8 protein-coding genes are annotated in these 22,092 nt (G+C 74.1%); all 8 read right to left on the minus strand.

Annotated features, from left to right (window positions below; all coding sequences use genetic code 11):
• Nucleotides 1–4: 4 nt before the first annotated feature.
• Nucleotides 5–9,100 carry a hypothetical protein gene (locus tag ACQZ13_RS10345; RefSeq protein ID WP_431051605.1) on the minus strand — a complete coding sequence of 3,032 codons (9,096 nt, stop codon included), beginning with the start codon at nucleotides 9,098–9,100 and terminating at the stop codon, nucleotides 5–7.
• A gap of 376 nt (nucleotides 9,101–9,476) precedes the next feature.
• Nucleotides 9,477–11,441, minus strand: coding sequence for an ATP-binding protein (locus ACQZ13_RS10350; RefSeq protein ID WP_431051607.1), 1,965 nt, complete (start codon nucleotides 11,439–11,441; stop codon nucleotides 9,477–9,479).
• Nucleotides 11,438–13,042: a hypothetical protein gene (locus ACQZ13_RS10355; RefSeq protein ID WP_431051609.1), complete on the minus strand. Its 1,605-nt coding sequence runs from the start codon at nucleotides 13,040–13,042 to the stop codon at nucleotides 11,438–11,440. Before ACQZ13_RS10355 ends, ACQZ13_RS10350 begins: the two co-directional genes overlap by 4 nt.
• A gap of 4 nt (nucleotides 13,043–13,046) precedes the next feature.
• Nucleotides 13,047–18,173 carry a hypothetical protein gene (locus ACQZ13_RS10360; protein WP_431051611.1) on the minus strand — a complete coding sequence of 1,709 codons (5,127 nt, stop codon included), beginning with the start codon at nucleotides 18,171–18,173 and terminating at the stop codon, nucleotides 13,047–13,049.
• 24 nt (nucleotides 18,174–18,197) lie between these two features.
• Nucleotides 18,198–20,312 carry a hypothetical protein gene (locus ACQZ13_RS10365; protein WP_431051613.1) on the minus strand — a complete coding sequence of 705 codons (2,115 nt, stop codon included), beginning with the start codon at nucleotides 20,310–20,312 and terminating at the stop codon, nucleotides 18,198–18,200.
• Nucleotides 20,313–20,421: 109 nt separating this feature from the next.
• Nucleotides 20,422–21,360 (minus strand): hypothetical protein, encoded by a 939-nt coding sequence (locus tag ACQZ13_RS10370; protein ID WP_431051615.1) that lies wholly within the window; start codon nucleotides 21,358–21,360, stop codon nucleotides 20,422–20,424.
• Nucleotides 21,357–21,755 (minus strand): hypothetical protein, encoded by a 399-nt coding sequence (locus ACQZ13_RS10375; protein WP_431051617.1) that lies wholly within the window; start codon nucleotides 21,753–21,755, stop codon nucleotides 21,357–21,359. Before ACQZ13_RS10375 ends, ACQZ13_RS10370 begins: the two co-directional genes overlap by 4 nt.
• Nucleotides 21,756–21,768: 13 nt before the next feature.
• Nucleotides 21,769–22,083 carry a hypothetical protein gene (locus ACQZ13_RS10380; protein ID WP_431051618.1) on the minus strand — a complete coding sequence of 105 codons (315 nt, stop codon included), beginning with the start codon at nucleotides 22,081–22,083 and terminating at the stop codon, nucleotides 21,769–21,771.
• Nucleotides 22,084–22,092 lie beyond the last annotated feature (9 nt).

The following is a 22,092-nucleotide window of genomic DNA, read 5'->3' on the forward strand; positions in this document are numbered from 1 at the left end:
GTTGTCATGGTGGCGTTCCCGAGCCGGAGCCCGAGCTCGACCCCGTTCCCGAGCTCGAAGTCGAGCCGGTGACCGTCGCCCCCGCGATGACGGCCCGGCCGGTGGTCAGGTCGAACTTCTGCGCCTCCAGCGGCGCCGGCCGCCCGCGGGCGTCCAGCGGCTGCCGGACCACGTAGTAGTCGACCTGCGGCGGCGAGGCCCGCAGCGCCGTCAGGAGGCGGTTCCCCAGCGCCTGGACATCCGCCGGGCAACTCGGCTTCATCATGTCACGTGCCAGGCTCTCCAGGTACTCGGGCGTGCCTTGTTCGGCGCGCCGTCCGTCGACGGTGCGCCGCGTGATCAGGCTGGCCTGCGGGCCCTTGGCCTCGATGATCACCAGCTGTCCGCCCGGTCCGTTGAAGGCGAGGTCGGGCACGCCCGCGCCGGTGCGCGAGCAGGGGATCGGCGTGCCGCCCAGCGACAGGTGCTGATCGGCGAAATGCTGCGCCGCCGAGGTGCCCAGCGCTTCGCCGGCGTCGCGGATGGTGCGGCGGGCCGCGCTCAGGTCGGCTTCCAGCTGCTCGACGGTGCGACCGCTGGGCGGTGACAGCCCGGCGAGTTCGCGCTGGATGTTGTCGCGCTCGGTCATGGCGTCGGCCTGCGCCTTGGCCACGGCCTGCTGGATCGGATCGGCGTGCAGGCCCAGCCCCGGCGTGGCGATGTCGACGGCCTCGGCGCGGATCAGGCCGATGGAGATCCTGGCCACGCCGCCCGCGTGGGTCACGAAGGCGCCGGCGACCCAGCGCTGGAACAGCTCCTGATGGATGCCGGGCTCATTGCCGTTGCGCGAGGGATTCGCGGCCAGGTAGCGCGAGCGGAAGAGCTCGAAGTCCTGGTAGTTCACGTGATCGCCGAAACGCTGCTCGGCCAGCTCGCGCGCGACCCGGTCGGGCGGCTCGAAGCGGGCCTTGGCGATGCTCCGCTCCAGCGCATGGCCGTCGGTCCGTGCGCGCTCCACCGCGAGGTCGAAAAGGGCGCGCGATGGGTCGTCCGGCAACTGCGCGCGCGCCTGGGCCAGGCGCTCGACGTCCACCGTGCGGCCGCCGTTGCGCACCAGGTCGTGTTCGATGAGCCGGCGCGCGGCCGTCTCGACCGGATGCGCGGTGCCTCGTGCGCGCGGCAGGTCCTGCGCGCGCTGGTAGTCCATCTGTCGCGCGAGCACGTGCAGGTCGTCCAGCGTGCCGGTCATCGGCTCCAGCATCGGATTCGTGCGGGCGGCCTCGACCATCGGGCCGAGCAGGCGTCGCGCGGCCGATCCCGGTTCCAGCGCCGACAACGCCAGCGCGCGTCGGGCGTCCGCCGCGTCGCCGCCATGCACCAGGCCCAGGTGCGCGACCAGGCGGCTGGCCTCGTCGTGCAGCGAGGCGACCTCGCGCGCGCGCTCCGGCGCGGGCGGCGAGCCCGCGGCCTCGATGCGGCGGGCCAGGTGCTCCAGCTCGCCCATGCGGCCGCGGTCGTGGCGCGACATCTGCTTGTTCGCGTCGGGCGGCGGCATCGGCCGGCTGCCGGGACGCAGGGCGTCGTCGCGCTGGTGGCCGATGAAACGCAGCTCGTTGAGCTCGTGCGCCAGCGCGCGCTCGACGTGATGCGACGGCGCGTGGGCCGACACGATGATCTCCACGCGGTTGGTGCCGGGCCGCTCGACGTAGCGCGCCACCGGCGTGAGGCCGTCGGCGTTGGGCTCCAGGGTGCCGACGCGGAGGGTCACCTCCAGTTCGCCGCCGCCATGCTTCGGCACGCGCAGCACGTCCGCGTCCCGGCGCGTGGGAACGACGATGCCGTCGAACTGCCCGCCCGGGCCGATCAGGCGCTGCATCGCCAGCGGCGCTTCGCTCAGCGCGGTGCTGCCGCCGCGCTTGATCACGCCGCGGTTGTCGCCATGGAAGTCGCTGCCGGGGATCGCCGCCGCGGTCGTGGAGAAACCGGCGTCGTCGACATGCGGGGACGCGCGTGTCGACGACGGGGCGTCGGCCTGCGCGCGTGCCTGCGCCGCGGGAGCGTCGTCGCCGCCGAGCAGCCGCGCCGCATGCGCTTCCTCGGAAGACGGGGTCGAACGCGGCGCGGTGCCGGTGCCCGCCGGCGCGAGCGGCGACATTCCTGGCGGCGCTCCTGGCGGCGCTCCTGGCGGAGCGCCCGGCGAGGGATCGCCGGACGTCGGCGGCGTGCCGCGCGGCAGTTCGTGGACGACGCCGCTGCCCGGCTTGACGAAGCGGTTCAGCTCGCCGATCAGCCCGGACGGGATCTCCAGCTGGTCGTCGGCGAAGCGCACGTCCACGAGTCGCGGCTGGCCGTGCAGGTCCACGGTGCCGAATTCCGGGATCGCGGCCGAGCGCACCGAGCGCACCCAGCCCTCGTCGACCTCGAACGCGATGATGCGGGCGTTGCCCTGGCTGTTCTGCATCACGAACTCAACCGCGCGCTCGAACGAGCCGAAGTTCAGGTGCGCGGATGCGCCGCCTTCGATGGTGACGTTGCCGGCGGCGTCGACGTGCACGAGGCTGCGGCTGCGCTCGCTCTCGACGCGGAAGACCATGCGTCCGCCGCCTTCGCCTTCGAGCATCGGTCGGATCATCCGCTGCAGCAGCGCCGGATTGCGTTCGACGTCGGACAGCGGCACGCGCATCAGCCCCGGGCCTTCGGGCCGCATGCCGGCGAAGAGCGTGTCGACATCGTCCGCTCCCGGCAGGTCGGCGGTGGCGGAGCGACGACCGCTCGCGAATTCCGCGGCCTCCGCGCGCAGACCGATCGCGCGGTTCTGCAGATCGATGGCTTCGTTGACCAGCCGGTCGGATTCCGCCCGCAGCGCCGCCGCACGGCGCGGGTTGCCCGCTGCCTCGGCGCGCGCGGCGTCGGCCTCGCGCACGATCGCGCGGTCGAGCCGCTCGTCGGCGCGCGCCGACAGGCCGTTGGCTTCCTCGTGAAGCGCGCCCGCGCGCTGACGCTGCGTGAGCGTGGCCTCGGAATCTGGCGTCGGCGGCCGCGCCCGCGTGTCCGCGCCGGGCTGGTCGACACCGACGCGCAGCAGCGGGCCCGTCTCCAGCGCGGCGAACGCGGCGTCGACCTCCGCATCGGTCAGGCCCGGGAAGAGGCGGTCGCTCTCGCCCTCGCCGCCGGGACCGCGCGGTCCGCGTGGGCCGCCGTCCCCACCATCACCATCGTCGCCGTCGTGGCCGCCGCGCGAAGGCGGTCCGCCGGCTTCCGCCGCCGCTTCGGCGTGAGCGTCCGGCGTGTCGCCGGTGCGGCGGCCGGTGCCCGCTTCGGCCGCCTCCACCGTCGCGCCCGAACGTGTGCCCGGATGCGGTTCCGCGCCGGCGTCCGGCTGCGCGGCGGCGTGAGTCTCCGTGCCCGTGTCCGAACCCGCTCGCGGCACCGCGTTGGGCTCGGCGTCGGCCGCGCGAGTGGCCGCAGGCGCGGTCGCTGTTTCTGCCGCATCGGCCGCCGCGGGTCTCGATGGCTGGGCCTGCGCTTCCATCGATTCGTGCGCCGATGTTCTGGCCATCGTGGCCGCGATCTCCGCCGCGGCTTCCGCGGTCGGCATCGCGGTCGGTCGTGCGGCCGGTGCTGCGGCTTCGTCGACCGGGCGAGGCGCGGCGCCGGCGTGCTCGTCGCCGGCATTCGTCCGCGCGAGCGCGTGCGGCGATTCCGCCGCAGCCGCGGCCCTCGACGGCGGCCGGATCTCCAGCCCGCCGTTCGTCGCCACATGGTCGAGGTGGATCGCGCGGCCCAGCGCGCCGCCTTCGCCGACCTGGTTCATGAACATCAGGTCCTGCGTCGCCGCCTCCAGCGCGTCGCCGCTCAGGCGCGGCTCGCCGATCGCATCGCGCTCGCGGTTGATGGCCTCGCCCAGCGCGGCCGTGCGCCGGCTGTGGAGCGTCGCGCCCACCGCCTCGCCCGCGCCTTCCCCGATGCCCTGCACGAACGAATGCGCGCCCGCCTGGCCGATCTCCAGCAGCGCGTCGCCGGCGTCGCCGTGGTAGCGGCCAGTCGCGGCGTCGACGGCGATCTCGGTGCCGCGTCCGGCCATGCCGCCGAGGCCGGAGATCGTGCCCTTCGCCAGACCGCGCGCGGCCATCGCGCCGACCGCGCGCATGCCGCCGCCTTCGGTGGACATGTTGACCGCCGCGCCCAGCCCGCGACCGATGCCACCGATCCCGCGTCCCGCCAGCCCGATCGCGCCGCGCGCCAGACCGCCCTGCGCGGCGAAGGCCCGCGCGCGGTCCGCGATGGCCGCGCCGTTGCGGCCCAGCGCCTCGACCGAATTGGTGAGCGCCGCCGAGGCCGCGCCCGACAGGCCGCCCTTGATGAGCCCGCCGAACAGCGACTCCACCGCGTTGCCGGCGCCGTGTTCCCAGGTGCGTTCGTCGAAGCCCGCGTTGGCGACGCCGCCGATGGAGCCGGTGACCGCGCCGATGATGATCTGGTCCACCACCGGATTGCCGGTGAACAGCCGCGACAGGCTGGCGAGCGTGCGCGACGCGGTGCTCGCCGCCGCCGCGCCCTTGGACGCCACCTGCGCCGCCGCGCCCAGCTGCGCGCCGACGCCGGCCGTCACCGCCTGCACCGCCGTCATGCCGAGGTCCACCGCCGCCTGTTCCCAGCCGTAGCGGCCGCCCTTGATGGCGTAGTTCGCGCTCATCGAGGCCAGGCCGGTGACGATCGCGGCGGCGATGAGCGGCGCGGCCGCGCCGCCCGTGGCCACGGTGATCACCGCCGCGGCGATCGCGCCCAGGATCGCGATGCCGGTGGTGGCGACGTCCGCGAACGCGTCGATGCGGCGCGAGTAGGTCTCCGCGATCCGCTGCGCCGCCGAGGTCGTGGCGGCGAAGCTGTCGGCGTCGCCGCCGATGTAGCGGCCGCTTGCGTCGAAGTTGCCGCTGGACGCGACCCCGATCACCTCGCCGCGCCGGCCGAAGCCGATCGGTCCGCCGGCCAGCGTGCGCAGCTCCGCCTCGGTCGAGGACATGGCCTCCTCGGCCAGCGTGCCGTCGGCCAGCCAGGCGCCGAAGCCGCTGGACTCCCGGCGCTGCTGCTCGATGGCGAAGGCGGCCACCTCCAGCCGCTCGCGGTCGTTGCGCGGCGAGCCCAGCATCGCGCGCTCCATGCGCAGCCGGTCGTCGCCGGAGACCTCGCCGAGGAAGCCTTCGCCGAAGGTGCCCAGGTCGGCGTCCAGCGAGCGGTGCGTGTTGCGCACGTAGGCCGTGCGCATCGCCGCGATCTCGTCGCGGTCCATGCGTTCGGTGAAGCGGAACAGCAGTTCCTCGTCGGTGCCCGCGCCGTCCATCGCGTGTTCCATCGCCAACGCCGCGGTCTCGGGCGTGGGACGGGCGTCGGTGAGCAGGCCGGCGGCCAGCCGCGCGCCGGTGGTGTCGGACCCGAAGCGGCCGTCGAACTGCTGGATCAGCCGGTCGCGCGCCTCGGTGACGCGGGTCTCGTTCATCGCCGCGTTGGGGTCGGCGGGATCGGTCGCGGGCTCGTGGTCCTCCGGTCGCGGCGGGCCGTTGGCGTAGCGCTCGGCGGCCAGCATCACCACGCGGGCGCGATCCTCGGCGGCGCGGCGGTGCGCGGCGATCTCCGCCGGCGACGCGCCCGCCAGGTTGGCCTGGAAGCGCGGATCGAAGGTCGCGCGGTCGATGTTGATCGCGTTCGGCGGATCGCCGGTGCGCTGCATCTCGACGCCCAGCCGCGCGGCGCGCGCCTCGACGCTGCTCTCGCCGTGGCGCAGCAGCGCGCCGGCCAGGTCGCGGTTCGCGCCTTCGAGCCGGCGCGTCACGACCTGACCCTCGCCCTCGGGACCGCCGCCGACGTAGACGTCGATGTCGCGGCTGACGTAGGCGACGGCGCGATCCTCGGCGCTCATCGTCGACAGGTCCTGGCCGGGCTCCAGGCCGCGTGCGACGTCGGCGTCGGACACGATGCCGCCCAGCGCCCGAACGACCTCGGCGCGGCGGGTGTCGGCATCCATCTCCTGCGCGGCGCGCCAGTCGCCTTCCTGCGGCGCGCCGGTGTAGCGCTCGATGGCGGTGTGGACCGCGTCGGCGTCGCCGTCCACGCGCGCCTCGTCGACCGCGTCGCGCATGCGGTAGGCGTCGGCGGCGGCGTAGTCGCCGCGGCCGAGCGCGTCGAAGACCTGCAGGTCGGTGCCGCCCAGCGCGTCGCGCACGTCGGCCATGGTGCCGGCGTGGTCGCTGCCCAGGGCGGCCAGCTCGCCGGGGGAGAGCGAACGCATGACGGCCTCGATGCGGGCCTCGTCGTCGTTGAAGACGCCGGTCGAGTCGGCCAGCTCGATGCTGGCGCCGGTGACGTTGTCGCCGTACAGGTAGGCGGACGCGGCCCGGTAGTCTTCGCTGTCGGCGCCCAGCTTGTCCTGGAGGTCGGTGTCGAGGTGGCGGCCGCCGTGGCGGCCGGGGTAGACGTTCAGGTCCAGCGCGCGGCCCTGGTTGAGCGTCATGCCGCGCAGCGCGGCCAGCACGCCGGATTCGTCGACCGTGCCCGCGAAGCCGCCGCCCATCGCGCCCACGGCGCTGTTGGACCGTGTCTCCAAGGCGCTCTGCGCGTCGGCCCCGGCGGTGGCCAATTGCGCGGAATAGAAGGTCTTGGGCTCGGCGCGCTCGTTGCTGTAGGTCTCCTCGTCGCTGACCTGCTGGTCCAGGCCGGGTGCGCTCGCGGCGCCCGCGCCACCGCTGGCTCCGCCACCACCACCTGCGCCTGCGCTTCCTCCGCCGCCACCGCCCGTGGCGGCATCGCAGGCTCCGCAACTGGAGCCGCCTCCGCCGGCGCCTCCCGCCGCACCGGCTGCTGCGGCGCCGCCCGCACCGCCCGCTCCGCCAGCCCCGCCCGCACCGCCCGCACCGCCAGCTCCGCCCGCACCGCCAGGTCCGCCAGCTCCGCCACCGCCAGCACCACCCGCACCGCCTGCGCCACCACCACCCCCGCTGCGCAGGCTGGCCAGCGCAGCCCCGGCCTCCTGCGACTTCTGCGCGATGAACGCAGCCATCCGGACCTGCAACGGCTGGGCCCAGTTGCCGGCGGCGGCGTTGACGGTTCCAGCGAGCCCATCGAAGGCCGTGATGAAACCCGAGGCGCCCTGATCGAGCTGCTCGGTGGTCTGCGTCCGCACGAGGTCGAGCGCGGGCAGCAGCGCCGCGGCTTCCTGCTCCGATTGCTGGCGCTGTGTGGCGCGTTGCTCATCGAGGCTGCCGTCCAGGCGCTGCTGGTTCCCCTGCAGCCGCTCGCCGAATTGCGCCGAGCTGCGGCGCACGCCTTGCATCGCGCCGGCCGGTCCGTGTTCGGCGGTCTGCCGCAGTCCCTGCGCGCCGCGCGGCACGCTGCCCTTGAGCGTCTGCTCGAAGCCCTGCGCCGCGCGGACGTAGGTCGGCAGCGCGCCGCGGGCCGCGGCCTGCAGGCCGCCGATCGCCTGGCCGGCTTCCTGCCGCACGCCGGCGACGGCGCCGCGCGCCGCGCTGTTGAGCCGGCTGCGCGCCGCGCGTTGCTGCGATCGCACCTGCTGGCGCTGGCCGCGGGTGATGTCCTCCAGCGCGCGGCGGGCCGCCTTCGTCTGGTCCTTCAAGCCGCGACGCGCGGTCCGGAGCGCGCCGCTGACGGCGCTGCGACCTTGCGTCGCCATGCGCGTGTTCTCGGCGGTGAGCGCCTCGCGGTAGCTGCACGACAGGCTGCAGGAGGTGGAATCGCGCGAGCTCTCCCACGCGGTCTTCTTCTGCTCGAAGCGCTTGTGCAGGCCTTCGGCTTCCGGCGTGACCCAGTGCGGGATGCGGAGCTGGCGCTTCTCGTTCTTCGCGCGTTCGAGCCAGCCGCCTTGTGTGGTCGAGTAGTGGGTCGCGCGCTCGTCGCTGAAGCTGGTGAGCTGGGTGCTGGCGTTGTCGTGCGCCGCCTGCGCGGTGCGCACGGCGGTGTTGTAGGCGCCGATGTGGCCCGCGACCAGGCCGCTCACGACGGTGGCGATGCGCGACGCGGCGCCGGTCTCGCCGGCGGAGATGAGCCCGTAGGCGCTGCGGCCCGCGGCGTCGATCGCCTGACCGGCGGAGATCGCGGCGGACTCGACGGACAGCAGCGCCATCTCGCCGGCGCGGTTCACGTCGGCCTCGGCGGCGTCGGCGGTCTGGTCGATGGCGCGGGCGTCGGTGTCGTGGCGCTGGACGATCTCGCCGGCGGTGAGGCCGTAGGCCTGCGCCATGTAGTGCGAGATGCGGTTCGCGTCCGCGACGAAGCCGTCCTGCTCGCGACGGGCGTCGCGCGCGAGGTCGGCGTAGGCGCGTTGACCGAGGGCGGCGGCCTCGCGCTCGGCGCGGCGCTTGTCCTGGGCGTTGGCGCCGGGAGCGGGCGGCGGCGCGGGCTTCGCCGCAGCACCTGCCGGTGCCGGTGCACCGCCCCCGCCGCCGGACGAACCCGCGCCGCCCGCAGGCGCTGGCGCCGGAGCACCTCCGCGAGCACCGCGACCCGGCGGAGGAAGGAGTTGATCGGCGGACAGGTCCGCGGCGGCGGTCCACACCGCGTCCAGCGGCGACCAGGGCAGGGGAGGCGCCTCGACCGGTGCATCCGCTTGCTCGTCGATGCCCTCGGGCAGCAGGTCGTCGCCGGTGTCTTCGTCCTCCTCGCCGTCCAGCGCTTCGAAGTTCGCGAGGCCGCCGCCTGGGCCGGCTGCGCCTGCGCCAGCTGCGCCACCGGCGGCGCCTTCGCGGCTACCTTCACGCGCACCTGCCGGACCGCCTGCGCGCTCGCCGCCAGACGCAGCGTCAGCGCCCGCCGCTGCGGCGGCTGGATCCGTCGCCCCGTCCGCTGCGCCATCCGGCGACGCGGCGGCGGGATCGCTCTCCGGCGATGTCGGTGCCGGCCCAGTCGACGTCGCGGCGTCGGCGGTGGCCAACGCCGCCGTGACCACGCCGGGATCGCGCGGCGGCGGCGTGGGCTCCACGCGCGGTGCGACGGGCGGAGGAGGCTGGCGTGCCGCCTGCGTGGTGGCGAAGCGCTCGACTGCGGCCGGCGGGGGCTCGCTCAGCGCGGCGGCGGCGGTGGGCGCCGGTCGTGGCGCGAGCGTGGAAGGCACGGCTCTGGCCGCGAGATAGCGCGGCGTTCCTGGTCGCGCTGCAGACGTCGCAGCGGACCGGGTCGAGCGATCTGACGTGAGGTCTGCGCCGAACTCCGCGCCCAACCCCGCGCTGAAGCCCGCGCTGAAATCCGACGCGAAGGACGAAGTGAAGTCCGTGGCCGACCCGGCACTCAGCTCGGCCGTCAGATCCGCGCTGAACGTCGACGTGAGTCCGTCGGAGAAGGTGGACGAGAAGTCTCCTGCCCCGCGGAGCCCGCGAGCTCGCTCGCCGGCACCGCCTCCGCCGCCGCGCGCCTCGACGCGACGCGCGTCCGGCGCGGCCCGCCCCGCGAGCCGTCGCGTGCGGACCGGAGCGGCGGCGCGTCCCATGACCTCAGCCGTCGCGCGCCGTCAGTCCCGCCGGCGGCGCCTTGCCCAGCTTGCGGTACTCGGCGACCAGCGCCGCGTCCAGCGTCCGCGCGTCGATGGGCCCGCCGAGCGCCGCCGCCCGCGCGGCCAGCACCACGTTGCGGATGTGCCCGCCGGCCAGTTCGCAGGTCGCGGCGATCCGGTTGAGTCCGGCGGCGTCGAGCCGGTGCGCGTCGCCCAGGTGCGCCAGCCACAGCGCGCGCCGCTCCTCGGCCGCCGGCGCGGGGAACTCCACGATCGCATCGAGCCGCCGCGTGAACGCGCTGTCGAAGCGGCCGCGGCTGTTGCTGGTCAGCAGCACGATGCCGTCGTAGGCCTCGATGCGCTGCAGCAGGTAGTTGGTCTGCTGGTTGGCGAAGCGGTCGTGCGCGTCCTTGACGTCGGTGCGCTTGCCGAAGAGCGAGTCCGCCTCGTCGAAGAGCAGCACCACCTCGTCGTGCTCGGCGCGGGCGAAGAGTTCGGAGAGGTTCTTCTCGGTCTCGCCGATGTACTTGCTGGTGACGGCGGCGAGGTCGACGCGGTACAGCGGCAAGGACAGCCGCGTCGCGAGCCAGCCGGCCGCGAGGGTCTTGCCGGTGCCCGACGGACCGACCAGCAGCGCGCGCACGCCGGGCCGGTAGCGCGTGCGCACGGCGGGGCCGAGGCCTTCCGCCAGACCGTCGCGGAAATGGCAGCGGCGCAGCACGCCTTCGAGCGCGGCGCGCAGGGCAGGCGGCAGCACGAGCGCCTCGTCGGGGACGTCGTCGGTGAGCGCCTCGGCGAGCGTGCCCAGCTCGCTGCGCTGGCGGCGCGAGGCGTGATGCAGCGCCTGATCGGTCGGGAGGTCCGCCCACGCCGATGCGGCGCGCGACAGCTGCGTGATGCGCGCGGCGGCGTGGCGGTGGCGATGGCCCCACGAGGCGGCGAGCGCCTGATCGAGTCCGGCGTCAGTCCACAGCGCGACGCGCTCGTCGGCGGTCGGCAGCTCGACGGACCAGCCGGCCGGCGGATCGCCGTCGCGCGACCAGCTGCCGTCGAGGCCGGTGGCCACGATCATCGGCCCGGGGTAGCCGGGCAGCGAAGGAACAGGTTGCCGCTCGCCGGGCGCGAGGGCGGTGCAGAACACCGGCACCGCGTCGAGCAGCAGCAGCCACGCGGCGAGCCCGGGTTCCGCACGCGTTCCTTCGATGAAGGCCGCCCGCCGGCCCAGCGCGCCGACCACGGCCGTCGCGGCACGTCGCGCTTCGAGCGGATGCGCGCTTCGCACCACGAGCGCGCCGCCGAGGGCCGGCAACTCGCGCGCGTGCCGCTCGGCTTGCGCTTGCAGGCTGGGCGGCAGTTGCGCGCTGGCCGTGCCACTTGCTTCAGCAGCGTTGTCGGGTTCCTTCAACACGACGCCCGGCCAATGCCCCGTGGCACCGGCCGCGGCGAGCACGACCGGCGTCGGTACCGACAACGCGCAGTCGGGCAGCGTGCGGTCGGGTGGTTGCGTCAGCCGCAGCAGCCCGCTGCGCAACGCGATGCCGTCGAGCAGCGCGGCCAATCCGCCAACACCGTTGTCAAAGCCACCAGCGTGCAGCGCAGCCACGAGCCCGGCGGTGGGGCGCATCTCCCGCAGCGGCGCCTGCAGCCACGCGACCGCGCGCGCGGTGAGCGGATCGGTGTCCACCGCCAGCGCGAGCGCCACCGCCAACTGCTCGACAGGCGGGAGCGACATGGCGCGCGACAGACGATGCAGCGCAGCGTCCGCCTCCGGCGGCGACTCGGACCACGCGCGCAGCGCCTCCGTCAGCGGAGACAGGTCCGACTGGGCCGCGCGCAGGGCGCAGAGCCAACGTGCCTCGGGCGCCGCGTCGTCGTCGGCGCTCGCCGGCGCCAGCCTCGCCAGCGCGATCTCGGCCAGCGTCGGCGAGACCGTCTGCAGTTGCCAGGGCAGCGCGGGGGCATTCATGTCGGACTCCCGTAGTGGAAGGCCACGACCCGTCCGAACCACGGCACCCAGCCGGGATCGAGGTCCAGTCCCAGGCGGCGCAGCCGCAGGTCGCATTGATCGAGCGCGAAGTGCAGATCCACGTGCGTGGCCGTGGCGCTGACATGGCCCCGGCGACGGATCAGTCGCACGAGGCCGATGCGGCCGGCGCGGTGCAGCCAGCGGCGAGCCTCCACGAGGATCGCCCCGGCTTGCGCGTCCTCGTCTTCATGCTCATGCTCGTGCTCGTGCTCGTGCTCGTGCTCGTGCTCGTGCGCATTGGTGCTCTGGGTCGGAACCTCGCCATGCGCTGCCGCGAGCTCCCACATCGGATCGTCGGGCGGCGCATGCGAGCGTCTCAGCGCTTGGTGAAGCACCGCCGCGACAAGGCGGCGGGCGGCCTCGTCGTCCGACGCGCGTCGCGGCACGCCGAGCCTCGCCAGCACCGGCAGCAGGAACAGCAGTCCGCCGCAGCTCGTCGGCTGCAGCCAGGGCCACGCCTCCGATGCGGACGGCGCAAGCGCGGCGTGTGCGTCGCGCGAGTCCGGTGCGGAAGGTCCGCGGTCGAGCGCATCCGTCGGTGCCCCTGGCTCGACTTTCAACGCCTTCGCCCCTGATACGTCATCCGCTCGGTTCACCGCCGAGTCTGGGAGACGGCCGTCATCGCCGGCGTCGGCATCGGGGAGCGCGCGAGGCCGAGTTGCGATGGCGTTCCGGAGCGTCGCCGCGGGATCGACGGCCAGCGTGTCCGCCGCAGCTCGGCGAGCGGCGGTCGAGGCCGGAGCCGGGGCCGCGCCGGCGAGCGCCAGCAGCCGCTGGATCCAGCGCGGCGCGCGCGCGTCGTCGCCGGCGTTCTGAGTCGGCGGTCGACCTGTGCCGGCGGCCGAGCCGCCCGAATCGGACATCGCATCGGTTGCCAGCTGCGACGCGGTCGCTGCGTCGCCCGACCGCACGGCGCGACTCGCCCGGGCCGGCGTCGTCGACAGCCCGGCGATCGCCAGAAGGCGGTCGCCGTCGTCTTCGTCGAGGTACTCGGCGACTCGTCGGATGCCGTGGCCTTCAACCAGCGCGGCGACCCATTGCGGCAGCGCGACCTGGGCCTCCGGCGTGCGCGCGATCGCGAGCGCGATCCGCGCGAGGTTGTGCCGCACCGGCAACCTCGGATCGAACTCCGGCACTGCGAGCGGCCAGTACCAGGCGTCCGCGCGCTGGCCTCGCAGCAGCTGCGACGCCAGTTGCGTCCGCGCCGCCAGGACGCTGGCGAAGACAACACACCCCGAGCGGTCCGCAGCGCCGTCACCGACGTCCGTCGCCGCGACCCCCGCAGCGCCGCCGGACGTCGACACCCATTGCCGAGAGACCGCGGCGGCCCTCTCCTCGATCAACCTCGACAGCGTCTGCGATGAGGCTCCCGCCGTCACGCGCCCGAGCGCCAGCTTCCTCACGACGATGAGTCGCGCGCCCTCGTCGCCGAGACTGGCGCAACGCAGCGCATCTTCGAGCGTCGGCATGATCCGCCGCACCGCCGCTTCGCCCGGCGCGCGCAGCCGCAGGTGTCGGACGGTGCGTTCAGGCGCGGTCATGCGGTCACCTCGCCCGGAACAGCGTCCGCTTCGCCGCCCCCGCCGACAGGCTCACCATCGCCGTCGTGTCGAAGTGCACCCGCACGTCGTCGCCCAGGTCGACCTTGGCCAGCGTCGTGTGGATCACGCGCGCGGCGACCTCCTGCTGGCCGAGATCCTCGACCGTCGCCCGCGCCACCAGCGTGTCCCCGCGATACATCAGCGCCTGCATGCCGACGCGCAGCTTGCTCGTGTCCAGCACCGTCAGCGGGATGCGCGTGCCCGGGATCACGCCCGGCGTGGGCCGCGCCATCCGCCCCTGCACGATGCGGTCCACCGGCGCGTGGCTGGCGAGCAGCAGCGCCATGCGCACCACGTCGTTGACCAGCGCGACCGCCGTCGGCTGTCCGGGCTCGATCTGCGCGAACAGCCAGTCCACGTAGGACTGCATCCGCCGCCGGTCCAGGTACGCGATCTCGCCCCAGCGCGGCAGGCTGGCGAGGTTGCGCAGATTCGGCGCGGCGTCGAACTCCGACAGCATCTCCGCCCATTGCAGCCGGATCACCGGCAGCACGCCGCTGAACTCCGCGTGCAGGCAGGCGGTGACGGCGCGGATGCGGTCCAGCTCCGCCGCGGCCTCGTGCGACACGTCCGCGCGGCCGTGGCCGCCCTCGGCCAGGTCGCCGAAGCTCAACACCTGCTCGGCCTGCTGCCGCACGCCCTGCCAGGTCGCCACCTTCAGCGCGTTGAGGTCGAGCGTGCGCAGCGTCGCGATGCGTGGCGCCAGCGCCTCGGCCTGCCGCGTGGCCACCTGCACGATGCCGGTCGCGACCTTGGTGCTGGCAGAAATCGTCTGCACCGCCAGCATCGGCGCCGCGAGGCCCGCCACGGCGCGCGCCTGCGCGCTGCCGACCAGCCGCACCAGGTGGTCGACCTTGTCCAGGCGGTGCAGCAGCGGCGGCGCGCGCACGAACCAGCTGGCCGGCGCCTCGCGCACCACGCGCAGCATGTCCAGCAGCTCGTCGGGCGCATCGGGATGGTCGCGCAGGCAGGCGGGCACCGCGGGATCGACCAGCCCCGGATCGACCGCGCGCGTCGGCGCGGCCAGCAGGTTGTCGGCCTCCCGCGGGCGGATGAAGGCGATGAACTTCACTTCCTCCGCCAGGACCTTCGCGCGGCGCGTGTTGATGCCGTCGACGCGCTCGGTCTCCTCGGCCAGCAGCGCGCGCGCGACGCTCACGTCGTGCCGCGCCTCGGCCAGTGCGTCGCCGACCTGCGACAGCCGCGCCGTCATCGTGTCGATCTCGCCGCGCAGCGTCTCCAGCGCGCTGTCGCAACGGTTGAGCGCGTCGCGGTACACCGTCAGCCGCGCTTCCAGCTGGCGCAGGATGGAGATCGTGATGTCGGACAGGCTCACCGCCTGCGTGAACAGCGTGGCCTCGTCCAGCGCCGCGTCCGATCCCGTCGGCGGCTTGGCCAGCGCGGCCTGCAGCGTCGCGTTGTTGCGGAAGTCCGTCAGCGGCCGTTGCTGCGCATTCGCGCCGACGAGGAAGGGATCGTTCGCGAGCCCCGGGATCTGGAAGTCCTGGAACAGCGCGGGCAGCTCGCCGCTGTCCTCGGCGCTGAAGGCTTCCAGCAGGCCGAGCAGCGACATCACCGTGCGCTGCCGGTTGGCCAGCGCGTAGTTGCGCGCCTCGGGCGAGGGCGGATTCTTCAGGCGCTCGGCGATCGCGGTGGTGCGGATCTCCGACAGACCCACCACCGGGTTGGCGTAGATGATGGGCGGCGGCGCCTTCGGGGGGCGGATCAGCACGGCCTCGGAGGCGAACGACCGGGCGTCGGCGCGGACGTTGATCTGGGCCGCGGCCTTGGCGTTGAGGTTGGCGTTCAGACCCGCATTGACGCCAGCGTTGAAGGCCGCGCTGGCGCCGGCATTGAGACCGGCGCCCGACTGCGCCATCGTCGCCACGCGCTCGTTGGCCGCTGCGTTGATGGCGGCCGCCGTCGCCGAGGCGTTGACGCTGAACCCTGCCGCCGCGGCGATGCCCGCCGTCCCCTTCGGCACGCTGGAGGGCGGCGGCGCGGTGGCCGTCGCCTTGACCCGGCCGATGTACTCCTGGATCTGCTGCTGCACGACCAGCGCGCTCTCGCTGGTCGCCAGCGCCGCCAGCGTGGGCGACACGGCGAGCCGCCCCGCGTCGCTGGCGCTCATCGTCAGCTGGCGGATGCGGTGCATGTCCACCTGCATGTGGGCGAAGCCGAAGTCGGTGATGTCGTCCGCGCGGTCGATGCGCGTGCGCAGGTAGTCGGCGAAGCCGTCCAGCCCGCGCAGCAGCAGTTGCGACTGCTCGTGGCCCGACAGCCGCTGGATCAGCGGATCGGCGACCAGCTCGGTGTACACGCGCACCGTGCCGATGCGCGAGGACGGCGTTGGCGTCAGAACGCCGAGGTTGTGCTGCGGCTGCAGCGGTGCGTTGAGCAGCGCGGTGTAGGCCGGCACCGTGGTCGGCCTCGGATCGTCGCTGACCTGCTTGGGCCACATCAGCTCCGGCAGCGCGCCGGCCGCGGCCGGCTTGCGGCGCAGGTCGCTGAAGGCCAGCGTGCCGTCGAAGGCCATGATGACGATGCCGAACACCGACATGCGCGCGCCGCCTTCGCCGACGATGTTGCTGTCGGGCACGACCAGCGGCAGCTCGACCCAGCCGCCCGAACGCGGCAGCGGACCGCCGCGCACCGACTGCGCCTGCAGCGATTCGGTGCCGGGGATCGCCTTGCGCAGCTCGGCGAAGCGGTTCTCGCCCCAATACGCGAACTTCAGCTGGAGGGTGGAATTCGGCGTGTTGTCCGCCCGCAGCCCGCGCCCGTAGACGCCGATCCACAGGGAGCGCGGCGGGTTCAGCTCGTCGAGGTAGAGCCAGGTCGTGATCGCGTCGGCGGCGCCTTTCTCGATGACGGTAATCGGCGAGCCGTCCTTGTTCATCAGCGTGTGCCCGCGCCAGCCCGAGGTCGGCGGGTAGGCGAGGTTGAAGCCGCTGGTCGGCACCGCCAGCGCCGACGCCGATCCCTGGCCCGGATTGAGGATGTCGCCGCCGTCCTGCGACTCCAGCTCCGGCAGGCTGGGCACCACGCCGTCATGCGGCTCGAACGGCGTCCACAGGTCGTTGGCGGTGAGCAGGTCCCAGTGCTCGTCGCCCTGCACGCGCGCGCCCGGCGGCAGGAAGTTGCAGAACCACTTGCGCCAGACCTGCGGCGTGCGCGCGCCGGTGAGACCGTAGGCGGCGCGGCCGTCGAAGAGCGCGAAGGCCATGCCGTCGAGGGATTTGGTCGCGAGGCCCAGCGCGGAGGCGGGCACCGTGAGCATCACCCACTGCCCCGGCGTCGGCAGGTCGCCGACGCGGTAGTGCGCGGCCGATCCCGCCGGCGAGCCCCAGCCGATCAGGTCCTCGCCCCAGTAGGCGCGGTGGTCCCAGTTGCCTTCGGTGTGCCACTGCAGCATCAGCGTGCGCGGCGGATGGTCCGGGTCCAGGCAGACCCAGCAGAACAGCGACTCGCCGGTCTGGACCACGAAGGGCGGCGTGGCGCCGTCGAAGAAATGCTGATGGAGGCCGGCGCGCACGTCGCTGCGATGGCCGCCACCCGGCGGAGGCTCGCCCCAGGGGCTGAGCGACTCGTTCTCGACCGCGTCCGCATCGTCCTTGAACGAGGGCACGACAGGCGAGGTGCCGTCGAGCGCGTGCGACAGCATCGCGGCCTTGTTGCGCAGGCCCTGGCGCAGTCCCAGCGTGCGGGAACGGCGCAGCAGGTTCTCGTCGAGCGTCTGCTGGAACAGCGGATCGACGATCTCCTTGTGCAGCAGCCGAGGCTCCCACGAGCCCAACGGCACCGGCACGAGCAGGCGCACCGCCTCCGGCGCGGCGACCGAGAGCGGCGCCAGCGGCGCGCTCGCGCGCACGGCGAGGTCGAGCTGTTCCACCGGCACCGGCACCGCGTCGAGGTCGAAGCCGACGGGGAAGAAGCCGCTCTTGAGCGTCTTCGGATCGAAGGCGTTGCGCGGCAGCAGGCCCACCGGCGGCAGGAAGCGGCCGAAGGCGTCGTTGAGCGTCTCGGGCAGCGGTGCGGGTTCGCCGGCGGCGGCGACCTGCTCGGCCAACTGCTCGATGCGCGCCTGCCAGAGCGCCGGCTTGCGGGAGCCGGCGATCAGCGCGCCGTCCGCGAAGGCCAGTCGCGAATCGCGGCCCTGGCCGCCGCGGCGCACGACGCTGGCACGGTCCAGCCACAGCGGCTGACGCGCGACGCCGTCGAGCGCGACGAGCGCGATCGGCAGGCCCCATTCCTCCCAGGGCAGCACCTCGCCTTCGGGCAGCGCGTCCTCGGCCTGGAACACGGTCCAGGCCAGCGCGTTGCGCAGCTGCACGTCGGGCACCGCCGGCAGGCCGCGCCACTCGCCCGGCCACACGTACCAGAGCAGCCGCGCGCCGTCGCCCAGGCGCCAGTCCTCGAAGGCGGCGGCGTCGCCGTAGGTGCCCTCGTCGCAGGCGCCGCGCTCGCAGGGATCCATGGGATCGGCGCTCGACCGGTCCGCCGTCACCGGCTGCAGCACCAGCACGCCGATCGCCGGCAAGGTCGCCAGCGACGCGGCTTCCAGCTCACCCAGAGAGGCACCGATCTTCCGCGCACGCAGCGTGGCCGGCGCGCCTTCGGTGCCGGGCTCGACGCCGCTGCCGTCCACGAAGAATCCGGGCGGCGCGACCACCGGCACTTCTGCCAGCACGCAGCGCAGCGGTTGGTTGAGGACGAGGTCCTCGCCGCTGCAGGCCAGGCCGAGGCCGCGCGTGATCTCCAGTTCCACCGCGTGGAAGCCGGTCGGCGCGGGAGGGACCGGTTCCGGCGGCGGTGGCGGCGGAGGCGGGACCACGGGACCCGCCCGGACCTCGAGTCCCGCGACGATGCCGGCGGTCCAGTCCTGGCCGCGGGTGGCGAGATGGCCGGCCTGCCAGGCCTGCCACTGCGTCAGCGCGCCCGCGGTGAGCGCACGGCCCGGGAAGACGTTGGGACGTCGGCGCCAGTCGGCGGCGGCCTCGATCGCGCTGCCGGGCGACAGCCCGACGACGCGCTCACCGGCCAGCGGATCGCGGATGGGAGTGGTGCTCACGATGGGTCTCCACGGCGCGGGGGCTCAGGTTTGCGGCGGGCGCTTGGTCGCGGCGGTTGTCTTTGCCGCGCTTGCTTTTGCTGCGGTCTTCTTCGCCGCAGTCGTCTTCGTCGCGGCTGTCTTGGCGGGAGGCTTCATCGCCGCCGGCGCTTTCGCGGCGGCCGCTGCTTTCGTCGCTGTCGTCGCTGTCTTTGCGGCCGCGCGTCCCGTGGACTTCGCCGGGGCCTTGGCCGCAGGAGCGACCTTTGGTGCGGGATCGGCAACGACCGGAGCTGGCGTCGGCATCGGCGCGGGCGTGGCCGGCGAGCCCGGCACGCGCGTGAGGCGCGCGCTCAGTTGATCGAGCTTCGTGCCTTCGGCGCTGCTGGCGGCGGTGTCGAGCTTGCGCCAGTTGTCGTTGCTCGCCAGGCTGACCAGCGCGGTGCGCGTGACCGCGTCGCCGGCGTGGCGTTCGAGCTTCTCGAGACCGTTGCCGACGGCGCCGTCGGCGAGCTCCGCGCCGATCTGCAGCACGCGCGCATGGTCGATCCCCGCAGCGCGTGCTCCGGCGCCATCGTCGGCGCGATCGTTGGCGTTGTTGTCCGCCGGCTTGGCGTTGAGCGCACCGAGTGCCGCCGCCGTGAGCGCGGGCGAGGCCGCGATGCGCGGCGAGGCCAGCAGCGACATCACGCTGGAGGCGGCGCGGGCGCTGGACGCCGCCAGCACCTTGTCGAGCGCGGGCGTCAGGCCGAGCTCCGCGATGCGCGCGGTGATGGCGCGTTCCACCACGACATCGGAGCCGCCCGCGACGGCGATCGGCTTGCCGACCAGGTCGTCGCGGTAGGCGAGGTTGCGGCGTCGCACGAACCACAGCGAGTCGAGCTTCGCCAGCCGCGCCCATTCGGCGTCGGACGGGTTGGAGACGTCGACAGGCCGCAGCGGCAGCGGAATGCGCAGGCGGGTCAGGATCTCCAGCGGCTTGCGTTGCGCGACGAGGTTGGGCGCCGCGGCCTTGAGCGGCCGCGACACCGTGGTGAGCTTCGCGCGCACGGCGGCGAAGTCAGCGCGCGGTACCGGCGCGAGCACCAGCACCGCCGTCAGGTCCAGGGCCGCCTGCGGGGCGAGGAAGTCGATGGGCGGCAGCGCGAGCGCCTCTTCGACCAGCGCGGGCAGTTCGTCCTCGGGAATGATCGAGAAGTCGACGTCGACCTCGGAAGGGAAGTAGCGCTGCGTGAAGTCGGCCGTGTCGATGATGCCCGCCGGCAGCGGGCCGGCCGGCGGCAGCGCGGGGAACTGCGTGGCCGCGGGGAAGCTGCGGCCGTGGAACTGCGCGACGACGTCGGCCAGGTGGTTCTGATGCTGCATCAGGTGCGCGAGACGCAGCCCGCGCGGCGCGAAGCCCAGGCCGGGCAGGTCGCCGCGATCGGCGCCGAGCTCGCGCCGCACCATCGCCTCGTCGATCCAGACCAGCGAGTTGGACTGCAGCGCCAGCATCGCGACCGGCAGCACGTTGGCCGACCAGCCCGGCGCGGTGGGCTGCGTGAAGATGGTCCGCGCCGCGGAGCCGCGGCGCGCGTCGAGCGCGTCGGCGGCGCCGTCGTCCTGCCAGGGGATCAGCACCACCGCGGTGGCTTCGATCACGTCGCCGTCCTCGACGGTGCGCGCGCCGGTCAGCGTCGTGGGATAGGCGCCGATCGGATTGGCGGTGAACTCCACCGGCCGCAGGCCCAGCACGAACAGGCCGGTGCGGCTGCGCAGCGGCGCCGCCGGCAGGCGCGACAGGCCGAAGCGCGCCGACAGCTGCTCGGTCTGCGGGATGTCGGCCAGGTCGATGGTCAGGGAGCGCGGCAGCAGCACCAGCTCGCCGGCGCCGGTCAGGCCCTCGCCGGCGGCGATGCGCACTGTCTGCGGCGTTGCGCCTTCTGACACCGACAACCCGTGCGCGACGCCGCTGCCGGCGGCTCGGCCCAGGTCGGCCTCGCGCGTCAGGAAGTACTGCTGATCGCGGATCAGGTCGCGGGCCGCCAGGAATCGGCCGTCGAAGTAGCGCGGACGCTGGCGCCGCGGATCCTCGACCAGCACGCCGCGGTTGCGCAACGTCGGCGCCTCGACGGGATCGATGCGCACGCGGGCGGCGCCGAGGGTGAGATTGATCGCCATGTCGGACTCCTTGAAGACTCGGTGCGGCTCGTTGTGGCTCGTTGTGGCTCGTTGCTGCGCTTGGGATGCGGTCGGGATGCGATGGCCGTGGCTTCGGGGTCAGGGCTTGCTACAGCCCGGCCCATTGCGCGAACAGCGCGGACGGCGGCAGGAAGCGCCGCCCCCAGTTGTCCACCAGCGGCAGTTCCGCGATGCGCGCGGGCGGCGTCGCGGTGTCGACCGGGATGAAGACGCGGGCGAGGAAAACCGCGCTCGGATCCAGGCCGCGCGGGTGCTCGGGCGCCGGCGCGAGCGCGCCGTCGACGCTCGCCTGTCCGCTGCCGGCCCAGCCGTGCAGCACGGCGTCCTGCAGCGCGTCGCGGCGCGCGGCTGGCGTCGCCTCGGGATCGCCCGCCGCCGGATCGGCCGGCGGCAGCGGCAGGCCGCTATAGGCGTCGTCGAGCCCCGCACGCGGAATCAGCAGCAGCTCGTAGGCGTCGCGCAGCCGCGAGATGGACACCGCGTTGAGCGCGTCGAACGGACCTTGCGCGAAGCTCGGCGTCAGTCCGCGCGCGCAGGCCGCGAAGCGCAGGAACACATCGGCCACGACCGCCAGCGCCGGCAGCGCGACGCCGGACGCGATCATCCGCGGCGAGGCGAAGCGCGCGAGATCGGTGTACGCCGCCTGCGTCAGCGCGCTGCCGGGGACGTTGCCGGTGGGCGTGCCGTCGCCGGTGACGGCCAGCCGTTGCGCGTCGTACCAGCGCGGCAGGCGCAGGCAGGCGTCGCGCGGCAGCTCGACCAGGCGGCCGAGCCGGTCCACGGCGACGCCGGGCTGGACGCTGATCTCCTCGACCTGCGTGACCGAGCCCGGCACATGCCGCACCTCCAGGCCCGCCATCGTGCCGGGCCCGGCCACGAAGGCCAGCGCCCGCGCGAGGCGGCCGCGGTGGTAGGTCTGCTCGTCGCTGAAGTCCTGCGCGTCCAGCAGCATGCCGGTGGCGTAGGCGAGGCGGTCCGCGCGCGGCTGCGCCACCAGCGGATCGGCGTTGGTCGCCTGGATGCTCATGAGGGTCTCCTCGACGTGCGTGGGGATGGCGGTCGCTTGGGTTTGTCTGGCTTGTCCGGTTCAACCGGCTTCGGCGGCTGCGGCTTCACCGGCAGCGAGGGCTGCGCGGGCAGCGCGGGCCGCAGCGGTTCGATCGGCGGCGGCGGCGGGACCGGCTCCAGCGGCAGCCGCGGATTCAACGGCCGCACCGGAGGTGCCGGTGCCGGCGCGATGGGCGGCAGCACCACCCGCGACTGGGTCACCTGCACGACGACCTCGTCGGCGACGCGGCTGGGCAGCCCGGCGGCGTTGACGACCGCGAGGCTGAAGCGGTGCGCGCCCACGGCCAGGCCCGCGTCGACGTCGACCGTGGAGGTCTCCGTCGTCACGGGCTTGCCGATCGCGAACTTCGCCATCGCGCGGCTCCGCTCAGGTCACCGGACCCAGGTAGGTCCAGACGTACTTGACGACCTTGCCGCCGCCGACGTCGAAGGACGCGGACCCGTCCAGCTCGAAGCTCTTGCCGAAGGACGCGATGCGCGGCCCGCGGATCACCGCCGTCGGCGCGTCCTGGTCGGCGACGATGATGGTTACCTCGTCGGGCTTGGACGCGTTGCCGGCGTCGTCGATGACGACGAGCCGGAAGGTCTGCCGGCCCATCGGCAGCGGCTTGTCGGGATTGACGGTGACCTCGATGGTCGGCGCGTCGGTGCTGATGTCGGTGCCGGGAACGAATTCGGCCATGGCCACTCT

Source organism: Roseateles sp. L2-2 (assembly GCF_050613215.1).
Classification (GTDB): Bacteria; Pseudomonadota; Gammaproteobacteria; order Burkholderiales; family Burkholderiaceae_C; genus Roseateles; species Roseateles noduli.